Genomic DNA, 17,376 nt, shown 5'->3' with positions numbered 1-17,376 from the left:
CTTTTTCAGACCATCGAGAGGCGTGCGGCCCCACACGCGGGCAGATGGCACGCAGGAAGCCCGGACTAATAAGATGGCATTGAAATCCCCCGCGTTTCGTAGAAAGTTTCCGTTGCTGGTAACCGGCGGTCTGCTGGCCATGCAACCTCTGGCCACCCCTTATGTGGTGGCTGCCGAGCAGTTCGACTGCCAAGTGTCCGCCTCCGGTGGTTGGGACTGCAAGCCCAAGACCCCAGCCAACAACCTGCCACCGCGCCCGGTGCACGAAGGCGCCGCGCTCACGTCCGGCACCGAAGCCGAGCCGGCCGAGGCCGATAGCGCCGACAAGCCCATGCTGGTCACCGAGGCCGAGGGCCGCGGCCTGAAGTCGCGTAGCGAAGACTACAGCCACCTCGACTGGGTTCCACGCGACAAGCTCACCGCAGCCCAGCTGGCCGAAACCGGCCCGTACTGCGGTGGCGCATACATCGAACCCACGCGCCCAGGCATGGCCGACTCCACGCCCAAGGACGAGTCGCCGACCTACATCAACGCCAAGGTGTCCAAGTACCAGCAGGAGCAGCAGATCGCTACCCTTGCCGGTGACGTGGTCATGCGCCAGGGCAGCATGCAGGCCGAAGCCGACGAGGCTAACCTGTACCAGGCCGAGAACCGTGGCGAGCTCAAGGGCAACGTCAAGATTCGCGACAATGGCTCGCTGGTCGTCGGCGACCAGGCGCAGATCCAGCTCGACACCGGCGAAGCGCAGGTCGACAACGCCGAGTACGTGATGCACAAGTCGCACATCCGCGGCAACGCGCTGTACGCAAAGCGTGGCGAAAACGCCATCATTCGCCTGAAGGACGGTACGTACACCACCTGCGAACCGGGCAGCAACGCCTGGCAGCTGAAGGGCAACAACATCACCCTGAACCCGGCAACCGGCTTCGGTACCGCGACCAACGTCACCCTGCGGGTCAAGGATTTCCCGGTGTTCTATACACCGTACATCTACTTCCCGATCGACGACCGCCGCCAGTCCGGCTTCCTGCCGCCGTCGTTCAGCAGCACCAGCGACACCGGCTTCATGCTGGTCACGCCGTACTACTTCAACCTGGCGCCGAACTATGACGCCACGTTGTACCCGCGCTACATGACCAAGCGTGGCTTGCTGATGGAAGGCGAATTCCGCTACCTGACCAAGTCCAGCGAAGGCCAGTTCGGCGGCGCGTACCTGAACGACAAGAATGATGACCGCAAGGACCAGACTGATTACAAGGATCAGCGCTGGATGGTCAACTGGCAGCACAAGGGCGGCCTGGACTCCCGCCTGATGACCGAAGTCGATTACACCGACATCAGCGATCCGTTCTACTTCCAGGACCTGGAAACAGACCAGATCGGCGTGAAGAGTCAGGATGTGGTCAACCAGCAAGGTGCCCTGACCTGGCGCGGCGACAGCTACACCGCCCGCTTGAACGCGCAAGCGTACGAGATGGCGACCCTGTCCCAGATCACCCCGTACAACAAGCTGCCGCAGCTTACCCTCAACGGTGTACTGCCCTACCAACCTGGCGGCGTCAATTTCAGCTACGAGACCGAGGCAGTTCGCTTCGACCGCGACCTGAAGGACGACACGGTATTCAACGAAGACGGCGAGCTCGACACCACCGCTGGCGCGGATGGACGCAGGCTCGACCAGAACATCTTCGGTGTTGCACGTGCCAACGGTACCCGCCTGAACGTTGCGCCGGCCATCAGCCTGCCGATGACCGCCAGCTACGGGTATGTCACGCCGAAGCTGAAGTACATGTACACCCATTACGACCTGGACCTGGATGGCAAGGGCAAGACCGACGTCGCCAACAGCAGTGACGCTACTCGCGATCTGTTCGGCGACTTCAAGAGCAATCAGGACCGCGACATCCCGATTCTCAGCGTGGACAGCGGCCTGTACTTCGACCGCAATACCTCGCTGTTCGGCAACAATTATCGCCAGACTCTCGAACCGCGCATGTACTATCTCTATGTTCCTTACAAGGATCAGATGGACATCCCGCTGTTCGACACGGGTGAAACGCTGTTCAACTACGACTCGCTGTTCCGTGACAACCGCTTCTCCGGTACCGACCGCATAGGCGACGAGAACAAGCTGTCGCTGGGCGCAACCACCCGCTGGATCGAAGACAATGGCTTCGAGCGTCAGAACTTCAGCATCGGCCAGGCCTATTACTTCAAGGACCGCAAGGTTCAACTGCCAGGTATCGACTACCGCACCCGCAAGGACGCACAGTCCGACGTATCGCCATATGCGCTGATGTACAACTACTACTTCAACCGCGACTGGCGCTTCAATTCGGACTTCAACTGGGACCCGGACAGCCGCAGCACCCGCTCGGGCAGCGCGATGTTCCACTACCAGCCTGAAGACAACCCGAACAAGGTGGTCAACTTCGGTTATCGCTACCGCAACGACACCATCGCCTACGACTCCACCACCGGTACCTGGAAAGTGGGCGGCGGCGACTACGGCACGCCGGGCGATCCGAACTACATCAAGGACTACTACAAGATCCAGCAGCACGACTTCTCGGTCATCTGGCCGATCGTGCCGCAATGGAGCGTGATCGCCCGCTGGCAGCATGACTACAACCGCAACCGTACCCTGGAAGCCATGGGCGGTTTCGAGTACGACAACTGCTGCTGGAAGCTGCGCCTGATCAACCGTTACTGGATCGACTCCGACGACTTCAGCCAGGCCACGCCGCAGAACGAAAAAGGCGACCACGGCATCTTCCTGCAGATCGTGCTGAAAGGCCTCGGTGGTGTAGTGGGCAATAAAGTCGAATCGTTCCTCGACCAAGGCATTCAAGGTTATCGTACACGTGAAGACCAAGCTTATTGATCGACTGCGCCCGGTGTTGCTGGGCGCTGCATTGCTGAGTGGCGCGGTGCATGCCGCGGTACAACCCCTGGACCGTGTGGTGGCCATCGTCGACAACGACGTGGTCATGCAGAGTCAACTGGACCAGCGCGTCCACGAGGTGCAGCAGACCATCGCCAAGCGCGGCGGCGGCGTGCCGCCGACCGGCGCACTGGAGCAGCAAGTACTGGAACGCCTGATCGTCGAGAACCTGCAATTGCAGATTGGCGAACGCTCGGGTATTCGCATCACCGACGAGGAACTGAACCAGGCCATCGGCACCATTGCCCAGCGCAATGGCATGTCCCTGGAGCAGTTCCGCGCCGCCCTCGCCCATGACGGCCTGTCGTTCGACGACGCCCGCGAGCAGGTCAAGCGCGAGATGATCATCAGCCGCGTGCGCCAGCGCCGCGTTGCCGAGCGCATCCAGGTGTCCGAGCAGGAAGTGAAGAACTTCCTCAACTCGGACATGGGCAAGATGCAGATGTCGGAAGAGTACCGCCTGGCCAACATCCTCATCCCGACCCCTGAAGCCGCCAACTCGGACGACATCCAGAAAGCTGCACGCAAGGTCGGTGACCTCTACCAGCAACTGCGCCAGGGTGCCGACTTCGGCCAGGTGGCGATCGCCAACTCGGCCAGCGAAAACGCCCTTGAAGGTGGCGAAATGGGCTGGCGCAAAGCGGCTCAGCTGCCTCCGGACTTCGCCAAGATGCTCAGCAGCATGGCAGTTGGCGACATCACCCAGCCAATCCGCATCCCCAACGGCTTCATTCTTCTCAAGCTCGAAGAGAAGCGTGGGGGCGGCGAGAACGTGCTGCGTGACGAAGTGCATGTACGCCACATCCTGATCAAGCCAAGCGAAATCCGCAGCGAAGCGGCCACCAAGCAGCTGGCCGAGCGCCTGTACGACCGCATCCAGAACGGCGAGGACTTCGGCGAGCTGGCGAAGAGCTTCTCGGAAGACCCGGGCTCCGCACTCAACGGCGGCGACCTCAACTGGGTCGACCCGAACAGCCTGGTACCGGAGTTCCGCGAGCAGATGGCCGACGCCCAGCAAGGCGTGGTGACCAAGCCGTTCAAGACCCAGTACGGCTGGCACGTCCTGGAAGTACTGGGCCGCCGCGCCACCGACAGCACCGAGCAGGCGCGTGAGCAACAGGCCATGAACGTGCTGCGCAACCGCAAGTACGACGAAGAGCTGCAGACCTGGCTGCGCCAGATCCGCGACGAAGCCTACGTTGAAATCAAGCTGCCTGGCGCTGACCAGGCCGCACAGTGAAGCCCCTGCGCTTCGCCGTCACCCCCGGCGAACCAGCCGGCATAGGCCCCGACCTGTGCCTGCTGCTCGCCGCCGACACCCAGCCTCACCCCCTGATTGCCATCACCAGCCGTGACCTGCTCGCCGAGCGGGCCACGCAGTTGGGGCTGGCTGTCAACCTGCTGCCGGTAATGCCAGGCCAATGGCCCGACCAGCCTGCACCTGCCGGGAGCCTGTACGTGTGGGACACGCCCCTGGCCGCGCCGGTGGTACCCGGCCAGCTGGACAAAGCCAACGCGGCGTTCGTACTGGAGACGCTGACCCGTGCCGGCCAAGGGTGCCTTGACGGGCAATTCGCCGGGATGATCACCGCGCCGGTGCACAAGGGTGTGATCAACGAAAGCGGTATCGCCTTCTCCGGCCATACCGAATTCCTTGCCGACCTGACCCACACCGCCCAGGTGGTGATGATGCTGGCGACCCGCGGCTTGCGCGTGGCCCTGGTGACCACGCACTTGCCACTGCGGGACATCGCCGACGCCATCACAGCCGAGCGCGTGGAGCGGGTCACCCGCATCCTGCACGCCGACATGCGCGACAAGTTCGGCATTGCCAATCCGCGCATCCTGGTCTGCGGCCTCAACCCGCATGCCGGGGAAGGCGGCCATCTTGGCCGCGAAGAAATCGACATCATCGAACCCACACTGGCCCGCCTGCGTAGCGAAGGCATGGACCTGCGCGGGCCGCTGCCGGCCGATACCCTGTTTACCCCAAAATATCTGGAGCACTGCGACGCGGTGCTGGCGATGTACCATGACCAGGGCCTGCCCGTACTCAAGTACAAGGGCTTTGGCGCTGCCGTCAATGTGACCCTGGGCCTGCCGATCATCCGCACATCGGTAGACCACGGCACCGCCCTGGACCTGGCCGGCAGCGGCAAGGTCGACACCGGCAGCCTGCGCGTTGCGCTGGAAACCGCCTACCAGATGGCCGAGAACCGACCATGAACGAGCAATACCAACACCGGGCCCGCAAGCGCTTCGGCCAGAACTTCCTGCACGATGCGGGCATCATCGACCGCATCCTGCGCGCCATCAATGCCAAGGCCGGCGAACACCTGCTGGAAATCGGCCCGGGCCAGGGCGCCCTGACCGAGGGCCTGCTGGGCAGTGGCGCCCAGCTGGACGTGGTGGAACTGGACAAAGACCTGGTGCCGATCCTGCAGCACAAGTTTGCCGGCCGCGGCAACTTCCGCCTGCACCAGGGCGACGCCCTGAAGTTCGACTTCAATCAGCTGGGCGTACCGCCGCGCAGCCTCAAGGTAGTCGGCAACCTGCCCTACAACATCTCTACCCCGCTGATCTTCCACTTGCTCAGCCACGCCGGGCTGATCCGTGACATGCACTTCATGCTGCAGAAGGAAGTGGTCGAGCGCATGGCTGCCGGGCCTGGCGGTGGCGACTGGGGCCGCCTGTCGATCATGGTGCAGTACCACTGCCGTGTAGAGCACCTGTTCAATGTGGGCCCAGGCGCATTCAACCCCCCACCGAAGGTCGACTCGGCGATCGTGCGCCTGGTGCCGCACGAAGTGCTGCCGCATCCGGCCAAGGATGCTCGGTTACTGGAGCAGGTGGTGCGCGAAGCATTCAACCAGCGTCGCAAAACCTTGCGCAACACGCTGAAAGGCCTGCTCGATAGCGCATCCATCGAGGCCGCTGGCGTGGACGGCAGCCTGCGCCCTGAACAGCTCGACCTGGCCGCTTTCGTGCGCCTGGCCGACCAGCTGGCCAACCAGCAAGCCTGATTCAGCGTTCGCGGGATGTTGCCCCTTGTAGGAGCGGCCTTGTGTCGCGAAAGGGCTGCAGAGCAGCCCCAACCTTTTCTGCGTCAACGCTGAAACTCTGGGGCTGCTCTGCAGCCCTTTCGCGACACAAGGCCGCTCCTACAACTGACCGCACCAGCCGGTCAGGATGACGCTGGCCCTCCCCCCCGCCAATGGCCTAGACTGCATTATTGCGTCAGTTCGCCCAAGGCCCTTGCATGTCCGACCCTCGCTATCAGATCGACGTCAGCGTCGTGACCCGTTACCTGAAAGAGCAATCCGACCCCGAAAGCAGTCGCTTCGCCTTCGCCTACACCATCACCGTGCAGAACAATGGCTCGATCAAAGCCAAGCTGCTGTCACGCCACTGGCTGATCACCAACGGTGACGGCGAAGTCGAGGAAGTACGCGGAGCCGGCGTAGTCGGCCAGCAGCCGACCATCGAGCCCGGGCAGAGCCATACCTACAGCAGCGGCGCGGTCATCAGCACGCGCGTCGGGACCATGCAGGGCAGCTACGAAATGTTCGCCGAAGACGGCAAGCGCTTCGACGCCGACATCGCACCGTTTCGTCTCGCGGTCCCCGGGGCGCTGCACTGATGGCCACCTACGCCGTCGGAGACCTGCAAGGCTGCCTGGAACCGCTCAAATGCCTGCTCGCACGGGTCAATTTCAACCCGGTAGTCGACCGCCTGTGGCTGGTCGGCGACCTCGTCAACCGCGGCCCCGAGTCGCTGGAAACCCTGCGCTATCTCTATTCGATCCGCCAGTCGCTGGTGTGCGTGCTGGGCAACCATGACCTGCACCTGCTGGCCGCCTGGCACAACGTCGAGCGCCTGAAGAAAAGCGACACCCTGCGTGAGATCATCGAGGCGCCGGATGCCGACCGGCTGTTCGACTGGTTGCGTCAGCAAAAACTGCTGCATTACGACGAGCCACGCGGCATCGCACTGGTCCATGCTGGTATCCCGCCGCAGTGGACGCTCGGCCAGGCGCTGCAATTTGCAGCAGAAGTCGAGCAAGTACTGCGCGACGACAACCGCCTGCAGTTGTATCTGGACGGCATGTACGGCAATGAGCCGAACAAGTGGAGCAAAAGCCTCACGGGTGTCGAGCGCCTAAGGGTGATCACCAACTACTTCACACGCATGCGCTTCTGCACGGCGGCAGGCAAGCTCGACCTCAAGAGCAAGGAGGGCCTGGACAGCGCGCCCAAGGGCTACAAGCCCTGGTATGCGCACAAGGACCGCCGCTCACGCCACGTGAAGATCATCTTCGGCCACTGGGCCGCGCTTCAGGGCCAGGTCGACGTGCCCGGCATCATCGCCCTCGACACCGGCTGCGTGTGGGGCGGCGCCATGACCCTGTACAACGTCGACAGTGGCGAATACCACCGCTGCGACTGCACCGACGACGGCCATGTCCGTGCGCCGCTACAACCCACTACACTGAACGATCAACCCTGAAGAGAACCGTACCCATGAGCGAATTCAAGCGCATCCCTCCCGAGCAGGCTCTGGCCCTGCGCGCGCAAGGTGCGGTAGTCGTCGACATTCGCGACCCGCAAGCCTTTTCCGCCGGCCACATCACCGGCGCCAGGCATCTGGATAACCACTCGGTCGCCGAGTTCATCCGCAATGCCGACCTCGATGCCCCTACCCTGGTGGTCTGCTATCACGGCAATTCCAGCCAGAGCGCAGCTGCCTACCTGGTTGGCCAGGGCTTCTCCGAGGTCTACAGCGTCGATGGCGGCTTCGAACTGTGGCGCACCACCTACCCGGCGGAGACCGCCCAGGGCGCTGCCGAATAATTTTTTCATTTTTACTGCAGCCCGCGCCCTACGCGGGCTCGCAGCCAACCTGACGAACGGTCGTTCGCAACTTCTCCGCTGCCCGCCCTTGACCTTGCGGATAACCAACTATTCTTAAGCGCAGGCCATCCAGAAAAAGGGGAGAGCCGGTACACCGGCGTGCGGGTCATCGGTAGCGTTACAGGGTGTTCTGGGGGGTATACAGCAATCGGCAAAACCGGTTGCATGCCAGCATCAGCTGACTGATCCGGCGTCGTCTCCACGTATCGAGCGAGGTGACGTCATGAGTATTTTTAGCCACTTCCAACAACGCTTCGAGTCCACGCGTCAGGAAGAACTTTCGCTGCAGGAGTACCTCGAGCTGTGCAAAGAGGATCGCAGTGCTTACGCATCCGCGGCTGAACGGCTGTTGCTGGCCATCGGTGAGCCGGAACTGATCGACACCTCCAGCAACTCCAGGCTGTCGCGAATTTTCTCCAACAAGGTCATTCGCCGGTATCCGGCCTTTGCCGACTTCCATGGCATGGAAGAGTGCATCGACCAGATCGTCTCGTACTTCCGCCACGCCGCTCAAGGTCTGGAAGAGAAGAAACAGATCCTCTATCTGCTGGGCCCGGTGGGCGGCGGTAAATCGTCGCTGGCCGAGAAACTCAAGCAGCTGATGGAAAAGGTGCCCTTCTACGCCATCAAGGGCTCGCCCGTATTCGAGTCACCCCTGGGCTTGTTCAATGCCACCGAAGACGGGGCCATTCTCGAGGAAGAGTACGGCATCTCGCGGCGTTACCTGAACACCATCATGTCGCCCTGGGCCACCAAACGCCTGCAGGAATTTGGCGGCGATATCAGCAAGTTCAGGGTGGTCAAGCTATACCCGTCGATCCTCAACCAGATCGCCATCGCCAAGACCGAACCGGGTGACGAGAACAACCAGGACATCTCGGCCCTGGTCGGTAAAGTGGATATCCGCAAGCTTGAGGAATTCCCGCAGAACGACGCTGATGCCTACAGCTACTCGGGCGCACTGTGCCGGGCCAACCAGGGCCTGATGGAGTTCGTCGAGATGTTCAAGGCGCCGATCAAGGTCCTGCACCCCTTGCTCACTGCCACACAGGAAGGCAACTACAACAGTACCGAAGGTCTCGGGGCCATTCCCTACACCGGTATCCTGCTGGCCCACTCCAACGAATCGGAGTGGCACACCTTCCGCAACAACAAGAACAACGAAGCGTTCATCGACCGGATCTACATCGTCAAGGTGCCGTACTGCCTGCGTGTCAGCGACGAGATCAAGATTTACGACAAACTGCTGATCAACAGCTCGCTGGCCAAAGCCCACTGCGCGCCGGACACCCTCAAGATGCTCGCCCAGTTCACCGTGCTCTCGCGCCTCAAGGAGCCGGAAAACTCCAACATCTACTCGAAGATGCGGGTCTACGACGGCGAAAACCTCAAGGACACCGACCCGAAAGCCAAATCGATCCAGGAGTACCGCGATGCTGCCGGCGTTGACGAAGGCATGAACGGCCTGTCGACCCGCTTCGCCTTCAAGATCCTGTCCAAGGTGTTCAACTTCGACCCCCATGAGGTGGCGGCCAACCCGGTGCACCTGCTGTATGTGCTGGAGCAGCAGATCGAGCAGGAACAGTTCCCGGCCGAAGTACGCGAGCGTTATCTGCGCTACCTGAAGGAGTACCTGGCACCGCGCTACATCGAGTTCATTGGCAAGGAGATCCAGACCGCTTACCTCGAGTCCTACAGCGAATACGGGCAGAACATCTTCGACCGCTACGTGCTCTATGCCGACTTCTGGATCCAGGACCAGGAATACCGCGACCCGGAAACCGGCGAAATCCTCAACCGTATCGCCCTCAACGAAGAGCTGGAAAAGATCGAGAAACCGGCAGGCATCAGCAATCCGAAGGACTTCCGCAACGAGATCGTCAACTTCGTGCTGCGTGCCCGCGCCAACAACAATGGCAAGAACCCGAGCTGGCTCAGCTACGAGAAGCTGCGCGTGGTGATCGAGAAGAAAATGTTCTCCAACACCGAAGACCTGCTGCCGGTCATCAGCTTCAACGCCAAGGCCAGCAAGGAGGATCAGCAGAAGCACAACGACTTCGTCACGCGGATGGTGGAACGTGGCTACACCGACAAACAGGTGCGCCTGCTGTCGGAATGGTACCTGCGGGTCAGGAAATCGCAATAAAGCGGCAAGCTACAAGCCGCAAGCTGCAAGCTGCCTGGCGTTGGCATTGCCGCCCGCGCCAAGGCTTGCGGCAGCGGTGGCTGCTCTTTCTTGCAGCTTGAAGCTTGTGGCTTGCAGCTGCTCCAGCTACCGGAGGGACCATGAGCTACGTTATCGACCGACGCCTGAACGGCAAGAACAAGAGCACGGTCAACCGCCAGCGATTCTTGCGGCGGTACCGTGAGCACATCAAGAAGGCCGTGGAAGAGGCCGTGAGCCGTCGTTCCATCATGGATATGGAGCACGGCGAGCAGATCAGCATTCCGGGACGGGATATCGATGAACCGGTGCTGCACCATGGTCGAGGCGGCAAGCAGACCATCGTGCACCCTGGCAACAAGGAATTCACCGCAGGCGAGCACATCCCCCGGCCCCAGGGCGGCGGGGGTGGCAGCGGCCGTGGCAAGGCCGGCAACTCCGGCGAGGGCATGGACGACTTCGTCTTCCAGATTACCCAGGAAGAGTTCCTCGAATTCATGTTCGAAGACCTCGAGCTGCCCAATCTGGTCAAACGCCACCTCACCGGGACCGACACCTTCAAGACCGTGCGTGCCGGTGTCGCCAACGAGGGCAACCCGTCACGCATCAATATCGTTCGCACCCTGCGCTCGGCCCATGCCCGGCGCATTGCCCTGACCGGCAGCAGCCGTGCACTGCTGCGCGAAGCACAGAAAGAGCTGGACCGGCTGAAAGTCGAAGAACCCGACAACTTCACCGACATCCAGGAAGTCGAACAGGAAATCGACCGGCTCAAGGCGCGCATCAACCGCCTGCCCTTCCTCGACACCTTCGACCTCAAGTACAACCTGCTGGTCAAGCAGCCCAACCCCAGCTCCAAGGCAGTGATGTTCTGCCTGATGGACGTGTCCGGCTCGATGACCCAGGCCACCAAGGACATCGCCAAGCGCTTCTTCATCCTGCTTTACCTGTTCCTCAAGCGAAACTACGACCGCATCGAGGTGGTGTTCATCCGCCACCACACCAGCGCCCGCGAAGTGGACGAGGAAGAGTTCTTCTACTCCCGGGAAACCGGTGGCACCATCGTTTCCAGCGCGCTGAAGATGATGCAGGAGATCATGGCCGAACGTTACCCGGCCGCTGACTGGAACATCTATGCCGCCCAGGCCTCCGACGGCGACAACTGGAACGACGACTCGCCGATCTGCCGCGAGATCCTGTCCAAGCAGATCATGCCCCATGTGCAGTACTACACTTACGTCGAGATCACCCCGCGTGAGCACCAGGCGTTGTGGTACGAGTACGAGCGAATCGGCGAAGCCTTTCCCGACACATTCGCCCAGCAGCAGTTGGTATCGGCCGGTGATATCTACCCGGTCTTCCGTGAACTCTTCCAGCGCAGGTTAGCCACATGACCGCCAGAGCACAGAGACGCCAACCCATTTCCACCGGGTCCGAGTGGACGTTCGAGCTGATCCAGACCTACGATCGGGAAATCAGCCGGCTGGCCGAACGCTACGCTCTTGACACCTACCCCAACCAGATCGAGGTGATCACCGCCGAGCAGATGATGGATGCCTATGCTTCCGTCGGTATGCCGCTGGGTTATCACCATTGGTCCTACGGCAAGCAGTTCCTCAGTACCGAGAAGTCGTACAGCCGGGGACAGATGGGCCTGGCCTACGAGATCGTGATCAACTCCGACCCCTGCATCGCCTACCTGATGGAAGAAAACACCATGTGCATGCAGGCACTGGTGATCGCCCACGCCTGCTACGGCCATAACAGCTTCTTCAAGGGTAACTACCTGTTCCGCACCTGGACCGACGCCACGTCGATCATCGACTACCTGGTGTTTGCCAAGCAGTACATTGCCCAATGCGAGGAGCGCCATGGCATAGACGCCGTGGAAGACCTGATCGACTCCTGTCATGCGCTGATGAACTATGGCGTCGATCGCTACAAGCGCCCCTATCCGATTTCTGCCGAAGAAGAACGCCGACGTCAGAAAGACCGTGAAGAGCACCTTCAGCGTCAGATCAACGACCTGTGGCGCACGATTCCCAAGAACGCGGAAAAAGCCGGTGAGCGCGACGATACGCGCTTCCCTTCCGAGCCGCAGGAAAACATCCTCTACTTCATCGAAAAGAACGCCCCGCTGCTCGAACCCTGGCAGCGTGAAGTGGTGCGCATCGTGCGCAAGATCGCCCAGTACTTCTACCCACAGCGCCAGACCCAGGTGATGAATGAAGGTTGGGCGACTTTCTGGCATTACACCCTGATGAACGATCTGTACGACGAAGGCCTGATCACCGAAGGCTTCATGATGGAGTTCCTGCAGTCGCACACCAGCGTGGTGTTCCAGCCCGGCTTCGACAGCCCGTACTACAGCGGCATCAACCCCTACGCGCTGGGCTTTGCCATGTACACCGACATCCGCCGCATGTGCGAAAACCCTACTGAAGAAGATCGCCACTGGTTCCCCGACATTGCCGGCAGCGACTGGCTATCTACCATCAAGTTCGCCATGAGCAGCTTCAAGGACGAGAGCTTCATTCTGCAGTACCTGTCGCCCAAGGTGATGCGCGACCTGAAGCTGTTCAGCATCCTCGATGACGACCAACGCGACGACCTGCTGGTACCGGCCATCCACGACGAAGCCGGTTACCGGATCATTCGCGAGCAACTGGCAGCGCAATACAACCTCGGTAACCGCGAACCCAATGTGCAGATCTGGAGCATCGACCGCCGTGGCGACCGCTCACTCACCCTGCGCCACCAGCAACACAACCGTAAGCCGCTGGGTGACTCCACCGAGGAAGTACTCAAGCATCTGCACCGACTGTGGGGCTTCGATATCCACCTGGAAACCGTACAGGGCGACCAGGTGGTCAAGACCCATCACATGCCACCGCGTGGGGAGCATGCCGAGAGCGGCGACTACGGGCGCATGGACCTCGCCGTCATCCACCACCTCTGATGCACAGCCATTGCTGCCGACAGGGTATCCTGTGGGCAGTAATGGAGGCTGCATATGCACATCTACAAAGTCGGCGGCGCGGTTCGCGATCGCCTGCTCGGGCGCCCGGTCAGCGATATCGACTGGCTGGTGGTCGGCGCCACGGTCGAAGAAATGCACACCCGGGGCTTTCGCCCGGTCGGCGCTGATTTCCCGGTTTTCCTGCATCCGAAGACAGGCGAGGAATATGCCCTGGCCCGCACCGAACGCAAGAGCGGGCGTGGTTATGGCGGGTTCACTTTTCACGCCAGCCCGGATGTGACCCTGGAACAGGACCTGATTCGTCGCGACCTCACCATCAATGCGATGGCCGAAGATGAGCAGGGCACGGTCCACGACCCCTACCATGGCCAGGCTGATCTTGAACAACGCATACTGCGCCATGTTTCCCCAGCGTTCGCCGAAGATCCCTTGCGGGTACTGCGCGTTGCCCGCTTTGCCGCGCGCTATGCCCCCTTGGGTTTTCAGGTCGCCGATGAAACATTGGCACTGATGCGCCAGATCGCCGAATCAGGCGAACTGCAGGCGCTTACGGCCGAACGTAGCTGGAAGGAGATCGAGCGGGCGCTGATGGAAAGCCAGCCTCAGGTGTTCATTCAGGTGCTGCGCGCCTGTGGTGCCCTGCAGGAGTTGATGCCAGAGCTGGTACACGCCGTGGATACGCTGGCGGCGCTGCAGCGGGCGGCGGAGCACCAGCAGCCACTGGCTGTGCGCTGGGCATGCTTGCTGCGAGGGCTGGAGCCAGCGGCCATCAAAGCGCTCAACCAGCGCTTCAAGGCGCCGCGTGAGTGCCAGGAACTGGCCGTGCTGGTGAGTGAGTTTGCCGGACAGGCAGACGATGCGGTACAGCTAACGCCTGCAAAATTGCTGGAAATTCTGCAGAAATTCGACGTCTATCGACGACCGCAGCGCTTCGAGGATTTCATTGCCTCGTGTGAAATGGCTGCGCCTGGTGAATACCCACAGGCCGATTATCTACGCGCAGCGGCGGCGGCTGCCCGCGCGGTAGACGTGAAGCCGCTAGTGGAAGCCGGTTTGACCGGCCAGGACCTGGGCGAGGCGCTCAAAGCCGAGCGACTGAAAGTGCTCGCGGCTTACCATAACGGCTCACCAGCGCGATCCCTTGTGGGAGCGGCCTTGCGTCGCGAAAGGGGTGCGTAGCGTCCCCAGAATTTGCGCATTATGCTGAAATTGCCGGGGCCGCGTTGCGGCCCTTTCGCGACACAAGGCCGCTCCTACAGTGCCTGCAGATGGCCTCACGCCTGAGTCAGCTGCAACCCCCGCCACTCGAAGGCAACAGGCGCCAGCACCTGGTCGATCTGCGCCTCCTGCCACAACTGCGCCATGCTCTTCCCCGCCCCTGGATGCACCAGCTCCGGTGCCAGCAGCGACAACGGCCACAGCACGAAGGCATTCTTCAGGATTTCCGCCCGAGGCAGCACCAACCCATCGAACGTGCCATGCAGGTCGTCATACATGAGCACATCGATATCCAGCGGCAAGCCCTTGCGATCCGGCGCATAGCGGCCATTGTCCGCCTCGATGAACTTGAGCCGGCGGTCCAGCTCCATCAATGGCAGGTCAGTCTTGCCGGTGACCACGAAGTTGATGAACGGACCGCTCTTGATGCCCACCGCCTGGCTCTCGAACACCGGGGAACAGCGCATGTCGCTGAGAATGGCCGCCAACGCATCGAGCCCCGCACACAGGTGCTGGTGGCGATCGATGTTGCTGCCCAGGCCCAGATAAACCGTGCTCAGAGACATCCGCGCTCGATCTCCACGCCAACACCGCCACGCGCGGCAGGAACGGCGCCCGGCTTGGTCAGCTTCAGCCGCACCCAAGGGATGTGGAATTCTTCCATCAGCGTCGCCACCAGGCGCTCGGCAAAGGTTTCCACCAGCTCGAAGCGCGCCTGCTCGGCAAACGCCTGAACCCGCGCCGAAACGCTGGCGTAGTCCAGCGCCAGATTGAGATCATCGCCGGCCGCCGCCGGGCGGTTGTCCCAGGCGAAACTCAGGTCCAGGCGCAGGCACTGGCGAATATCCCGCTCCCAGTCATAGGCACCGATGACGGTATCGACTTCCAGGCCTTCGATGAACACTCTGTCCAAGCACTTCTCTCCACAACACGACAAGGGCGACGGGCGCCGTTAGAATCAGGGCGTCCTCGCCCGGAATAGTTAGCATGTTTTGGTTATTGGCGCTGCTCGCCTACCTGCTCGGCTCGCTGTCCTTCGCCATCGTCCTCAGCCGCCTTTCAGGCAGCCCGGACCCGCGTTCCAGCGGTTCGGGCAATGCTGGCGCTACCAACATGCTACGCCTGGCAGGCCGTAAACTGGCGATCCTGACCCTGCTGGGCGACCTGTGCAAGGGCCTGCTGCCGGTTTTGCTCGCCCGCACTGCCGGCCTTGGCCTGCAGGAGCAGGCATGGGTCGGCGTGTGCGCAGTGCTCGGCCACCTGTTTCCGCTGTACTTCCGCTTTCGCGGCGGCAAAGGTGTCGCCACCGCCGCCGGCATGCTCATGGGCCTGTACTTCCCGGCCGCTTTGCTGGCCATCGGCGCCTGGCTACTGACTTTCTACCTTACCCGCACCAGCTCGCTGGCGGCACTTGTCGCAACCCCGCTGACCTTGCCATTGCTGGCCTGGCGCGAGCCGGAAGCGCTGCTGCCGATCGCCGTGCTCACGGTGATGATCGTCTGGCGTCACCGCAATAACCTGCGCGACCTGTTTGCCGGGCGCGAAAGGCATTTCTGACGCGCCTGCAGGCATTCACAGCGGCGCAAGCTGCTCCATCGGCCAGCGCGCCTGCACGCTGATCGCCAGGTCCTGCTGCTGCCCTGCCAACAGACGCTGGCAACCCGCATAGGCGATCATCGCGCCGTTGTCGGTGCAAAACTGCGGACGCGCGTAGTACACGTTGCCCTTGATACCAGCCAGCATGTCTTCCAGCGAGGCGCGCAACGCCTTGTTGGCACTCACGCCGCCAGCGATGACCAGGCGTTTGAGGCCGGTCTGCTTGAGGGCGCGCTTGCACTTGATGGTCAGAGTCTCCACCACCGCCTGCTGGAATGCCAGGGACACGTCGCAACGGGTTTGTTCGTTGTCGTCGCCAGCATTCTTGCACTGCTGCCAGGTGTTCAAGGCGAAGGTCTTCAGACCGCTGAAGCTGAATTCAAGGCCCGGACGATCGGTCATCGGCCGTGGGAACACGAAGCGCCCCGGCACGCCCTGCTCTGCCAGGCGGGCGATTTCCGGCCCGCCAGGGTAGTTCAGGCCGATCAGCTTGGCCGTCTTGTCGAACGCCTCACCCGCCGCGTCGTCCAGGCTCTCGCCCAGCAACGCGTACTGGCCGATACCATCGACCTTTACCAGCTGGGTGTGGCCGCCGGAGACCAACAAAGCGACGAACGGAAACTCCGGCGGATTTTCCTCCAGCATCGGCGCCAGCAGGTGGCCTTCCATATGGTGCACGCCGATCGCCGGGATATCCCAGGCGAAGGCCAGGGCCTGGGCGCACGAGGCACCGACCAGCAACGCGCCAACCAGGCCAGGGCCTGCGGTGTAGGCGATGGCATCGATCTCGGTGGCAACGCAGCCGGCCTCGTCCAGCACCTGCCGGATGAGCGGCAGCATGCGCTTGACGTGGTCACGCGAGGCGAGCTCGGGCACCACGCCACCGAACACGCGGTGCAGGTCGATCTGACTGAACAGTGCGTCGGATAACAAACCGCGCTCGCTGTCGTATAATGCGACGCCGGTTTCGTCGCAGGATGTTTCCAATCCCAGTACTAGCATGGGCTCGTCCCTTGTGGGGGCTGAATTCGAAGCCGCGCATGATAGTCCCCGTGCCGGGTGCCGACCAGCGGTTTTCGATCAGAGGCTTTGCATTCCGGCTTGCTAAGGGTTAACATCCGCAACCCTTGAAAACCGACGTTCTCCAGCACACCTTTGTTTTGCCAGGAGCACGTCTACCCCGGTAATGAATTAAGGTAGCCCTGGATGCCAGCCGTCAAAGTTAAAGAGAACGAACCCTTCGACGTAGCTCTGCGTCGTTTCAAGCGCTCCTGCGAAAAAGCCGGTGTACTGGCTGAAGTTCGTAGCCGCGAGTTTTACGAGAAGCCGACCGCCGAGCGTAAGCGCAAAGCAGCTGCTGCTGTTAAGCGTCACGCCAAGAAAGTTCAGCGCGAACAGCGCCGCGCCGTTCGTCTGTACTAATACAGACGTTCGACGCTAGAGCTTCTGCCCTGCCCGGCTCACCGCCGGGCCGATGGCAGCGGTTTGCTTTACCTTGAGCAGCTAGTTCAAGGTACCTGTTGCAACTTGCAGCGGGCAAATGGTTAAAAGCGTCAGAACTGGC

16 protein-coding genes are annotated in these 17,376 nt (G+C 61.7%); 13 read left to right on the top strand and 3 right to left on the bottom strand.

Going from position 1 to position 17,376, the window contains the following annotated elements; genetic code table 11:
• The first annotated feature begins 73 nt into the window (after window positions 1-73).
• From ACIPW4_RS02800 to ACIPW4_RS02750, 11 genes are all read left to right on the top strand, one after another.
• Window positions 74-2,884 (top strand): LPS-assembly protein LptD, encoded by a 2,811-nt coding sequence (locus ACIPW4_RS02800; RefSeq protein ID WP_400654549.1) that lies wholly within the window; start codon window positions 74-76, stop codon window positions 2,882-2,884.
• Window positions 2,865-4,184 (top strand): peptidylprolyl isomerase, encoded by a 1,320-nt coding sequence (locus ACIPW4_RS02795; RefSeq protein WP_400654547.1) that lies wholly within the window; start codon window positions 2,865-2,867, stop codon window positions 4,182-4,184. Before ACIPW4_RS02800 ends, ACIPW4_RS02795 begins: the two co-directional genes overlap by 20 nt.
• Complete coding sequence (gene pdxA, locus ACIPW4_RS02790; protein ID WP_400654545.1) at window positions 4,181-5,170, top strand: 4-hydroxythreonine-4-phosphate dehydrogenase PdxA; 990 nt, start codon at window positions 4,181-4,183, stop codon at window positions 5,168-5,170. The genes ACIPW4_RS02795 and pdxA overlap by 4 nt, the downstream gene beginning before the upstream one ends.
• Window positions 5,167-5,967 (top strand): 16S rRNA (adenine(1518)-N(6)/adenine(1519)-N(6))-dimethyltransferase RsmA, encoded by an 801-nt coding sequence (rsmA, locus tag ACIPW4_RS02785; RefSeq protein ID WP_400654543.1) that lies wholly within the window; start codon window positions 5,167-5,169, stop codon window positions 5,965-5,967. The genes pdxA and rsmA overlap by 4 nt, the downstream gene beginning before the upstream one ends.
• Window positions 5,968-6,203: 236 nt before the next feature.
• On the top strand, window positions 6,204-6,584 hold the full coding sequence (apaG, locus tag ACIPW4_RS02780; RefSeq protein WP_400654541.1) for a Co2+/Mg2+ efflux protein ApaG: 381 nt from the start codon (window positions 6,204-6,206) through the stop codon (window positions 6,582-6,584).
• Window positions 6,584-7,450, top strand: a complete 867-nt coding sequence (locus ACIPW4_RS02775) for a symmetrical bis(5'-nucleosyl)-tetraphosphatase (protein ID WP_400654539.1) — start codon at window positions 6,584-6,586, stop codon at window positions 7,448-7,450. The genes apaG and ACIPW4_RS02775 overlap by 1 nt, the downstream gene beginning before the upstream one ends.
• A 14-nt stretch (window positions 7,451-7,464) precedes the next feature.
• Window positions 7,465-7,794, top strand: a complete 330-nt coding sequence (gene glpE, locus ACIPW4_RS02770; protein ID WP_400654538.1) for a thiosulfate sulfurtransferase GlpE — start codon at window positions 7,465-7,467, stop codon at window positions 7,792-7,794.
• A gap of 283 nt (window positions 7,795-8,077) precedes the next feature.
• Window positions 8,078-10,000, top strand: coding sequence for a PrkA family serine protein kinase (locus ACIPW4_RS02765; protein WP_400654536.1), 1,923 nt, complete (start codon window positions 8,078-8,080; stop codon window positions 9,998-10,000).
• A 140-nt stretch (window positions 10,001-10,140) separates the two neighbouring features.
• A complete protein-coding gene (locus tag ACIPW4_RS02760; protein WP_400654534.1) occupies window positions 10,141-11,412 on the top strand; it encodes a YeaH/YhbH family protein in 1,272 nt (423 codons plus the stop codon).
• Window positions 11,409-12,977 (top strand): SpoVR family protein, encoded by a 1,569-nt coding sequence (locus ACIPW4_RS02755; protein WP_400654532.1) that lies wholly within the window; start codon window positions 11,409-11,411, stop codon window positions 12,975-12,977. The genes ACIPW4_RS02760 and ACIPW4_RS02755 overlap by 4 nt, the downstream gene beginning before the upstream one ends.
• Window positions 12,978-13,031: 54 nt before the next feature.
• On the top strand, window positions 13,032-14,177 hold the full coding sequence (locus ACIPW4_RS02750; protein ID WP_400654530.1) for a multifunctional CCA tRNA nucleotidyl transferase/2'3'-cyclic phosphodiesterase/2'nucleotidase/phosphatase: 1,146 nt from the start codon (window positions 13,032-13,034) through the stop codon (window positions 14,175-14,177).
• A gap of 95 nt (window positions 14,178-14,272) precedes the next feature.
• Here the strand turns inward: ACIPW4_RS02750 and folK are convergent, their stop codons facing one another.
• Window positions 14,273-14,782 carry a 2-amino-4-hydroxy-6-hydroxymethyldihydropteridine diphosphokinase gene (gene folK / locus ACIPW4_RS02745; RefSeq protein ID WP_400654528.1) on the bottom strand — a complete coding sequence of 170 codons (510 nt, stop codon included), beginning with the start codon at window positions 14,780-14,782 and terminating at the stop codon, window positions 14,273-14,275.
• Entirely contained in the window at window positions 14,773-15,129 is a 357-nt protein-coding gene (folB, locus tag ACIPW4_RS02740) for a dihydroneopterin aldolase (protein ID WP_027917471.1), read from the bottom strand. Before folB ends, folK begins: the two co-directional genes overlap by 10 nt.
• 74 nt (window positions 15,130-15,203) lie before the next feature.
• Here folB and plsY point away from each other — a divergent pair, with 74 nt between their 5' ends.
• Complete coding sequence (gene plsY, locus ACIPW4_RS02735; protein ID WP_400654526.1) at window positions 15,204-15,773, top strand: glycerol-3-phosphate 1-O-acyltransferase PlsY; 570 nt, start codon at window positions 15,204-15,206, stop codon at window positions 15,771-15,773.
• Between the two features lie 15 nt (window positions 15,774-15,788).
• Here the strand turns inward: plsY and tsaD are convergent, their stop codons facing one another.
• Window positions 15,789-16,814 (bottom strand): tRNA (adenosine(37)-N6)-threonylcarbamoyltransferase complex transferase subunit TsaD, encoded by a 1,026-nt coding sequence (gene tsaD, locus ACIPW4_RS02730; RefSeq protein WP_400654524.1) that lies wholly within the window; start codon window positions 16,812-16,814, stop codon window positions 15,789-15,791.
• Between the two features lie 204 nt (window positions 16,815-17,018).
• Between tsaD and rpsU the strand changes: the two genes are divergently transcribed.
• On the top strand, window positions 17,019-17,234 hold the full coding sequence (rpsU, locus tag ACIPW4_RS02725) for a 30S ribosomal protein S21 (RefSeq protein WP_003255575.1): 216 nt from the start codon (window positions 17,019-17,021) through the stop codon (window positions 17,232-17,234).
• Window positions 17,235-17,376 lie beyond the last annotated feature (142 nt).

The sequence above is a fragment of the Pseudomonas sp. NPDC089996 genome (assembly GCF_044748405.1).
Lineage (GTDB): Bacteria > Pseudomonadota > Gammaproteobacteria > Pseudomonadales > Pseudomonadaceae > Aquipseudomonas.
This window is presented reverse-complemented; position numbering and strand designations above follow the sequence as displayed.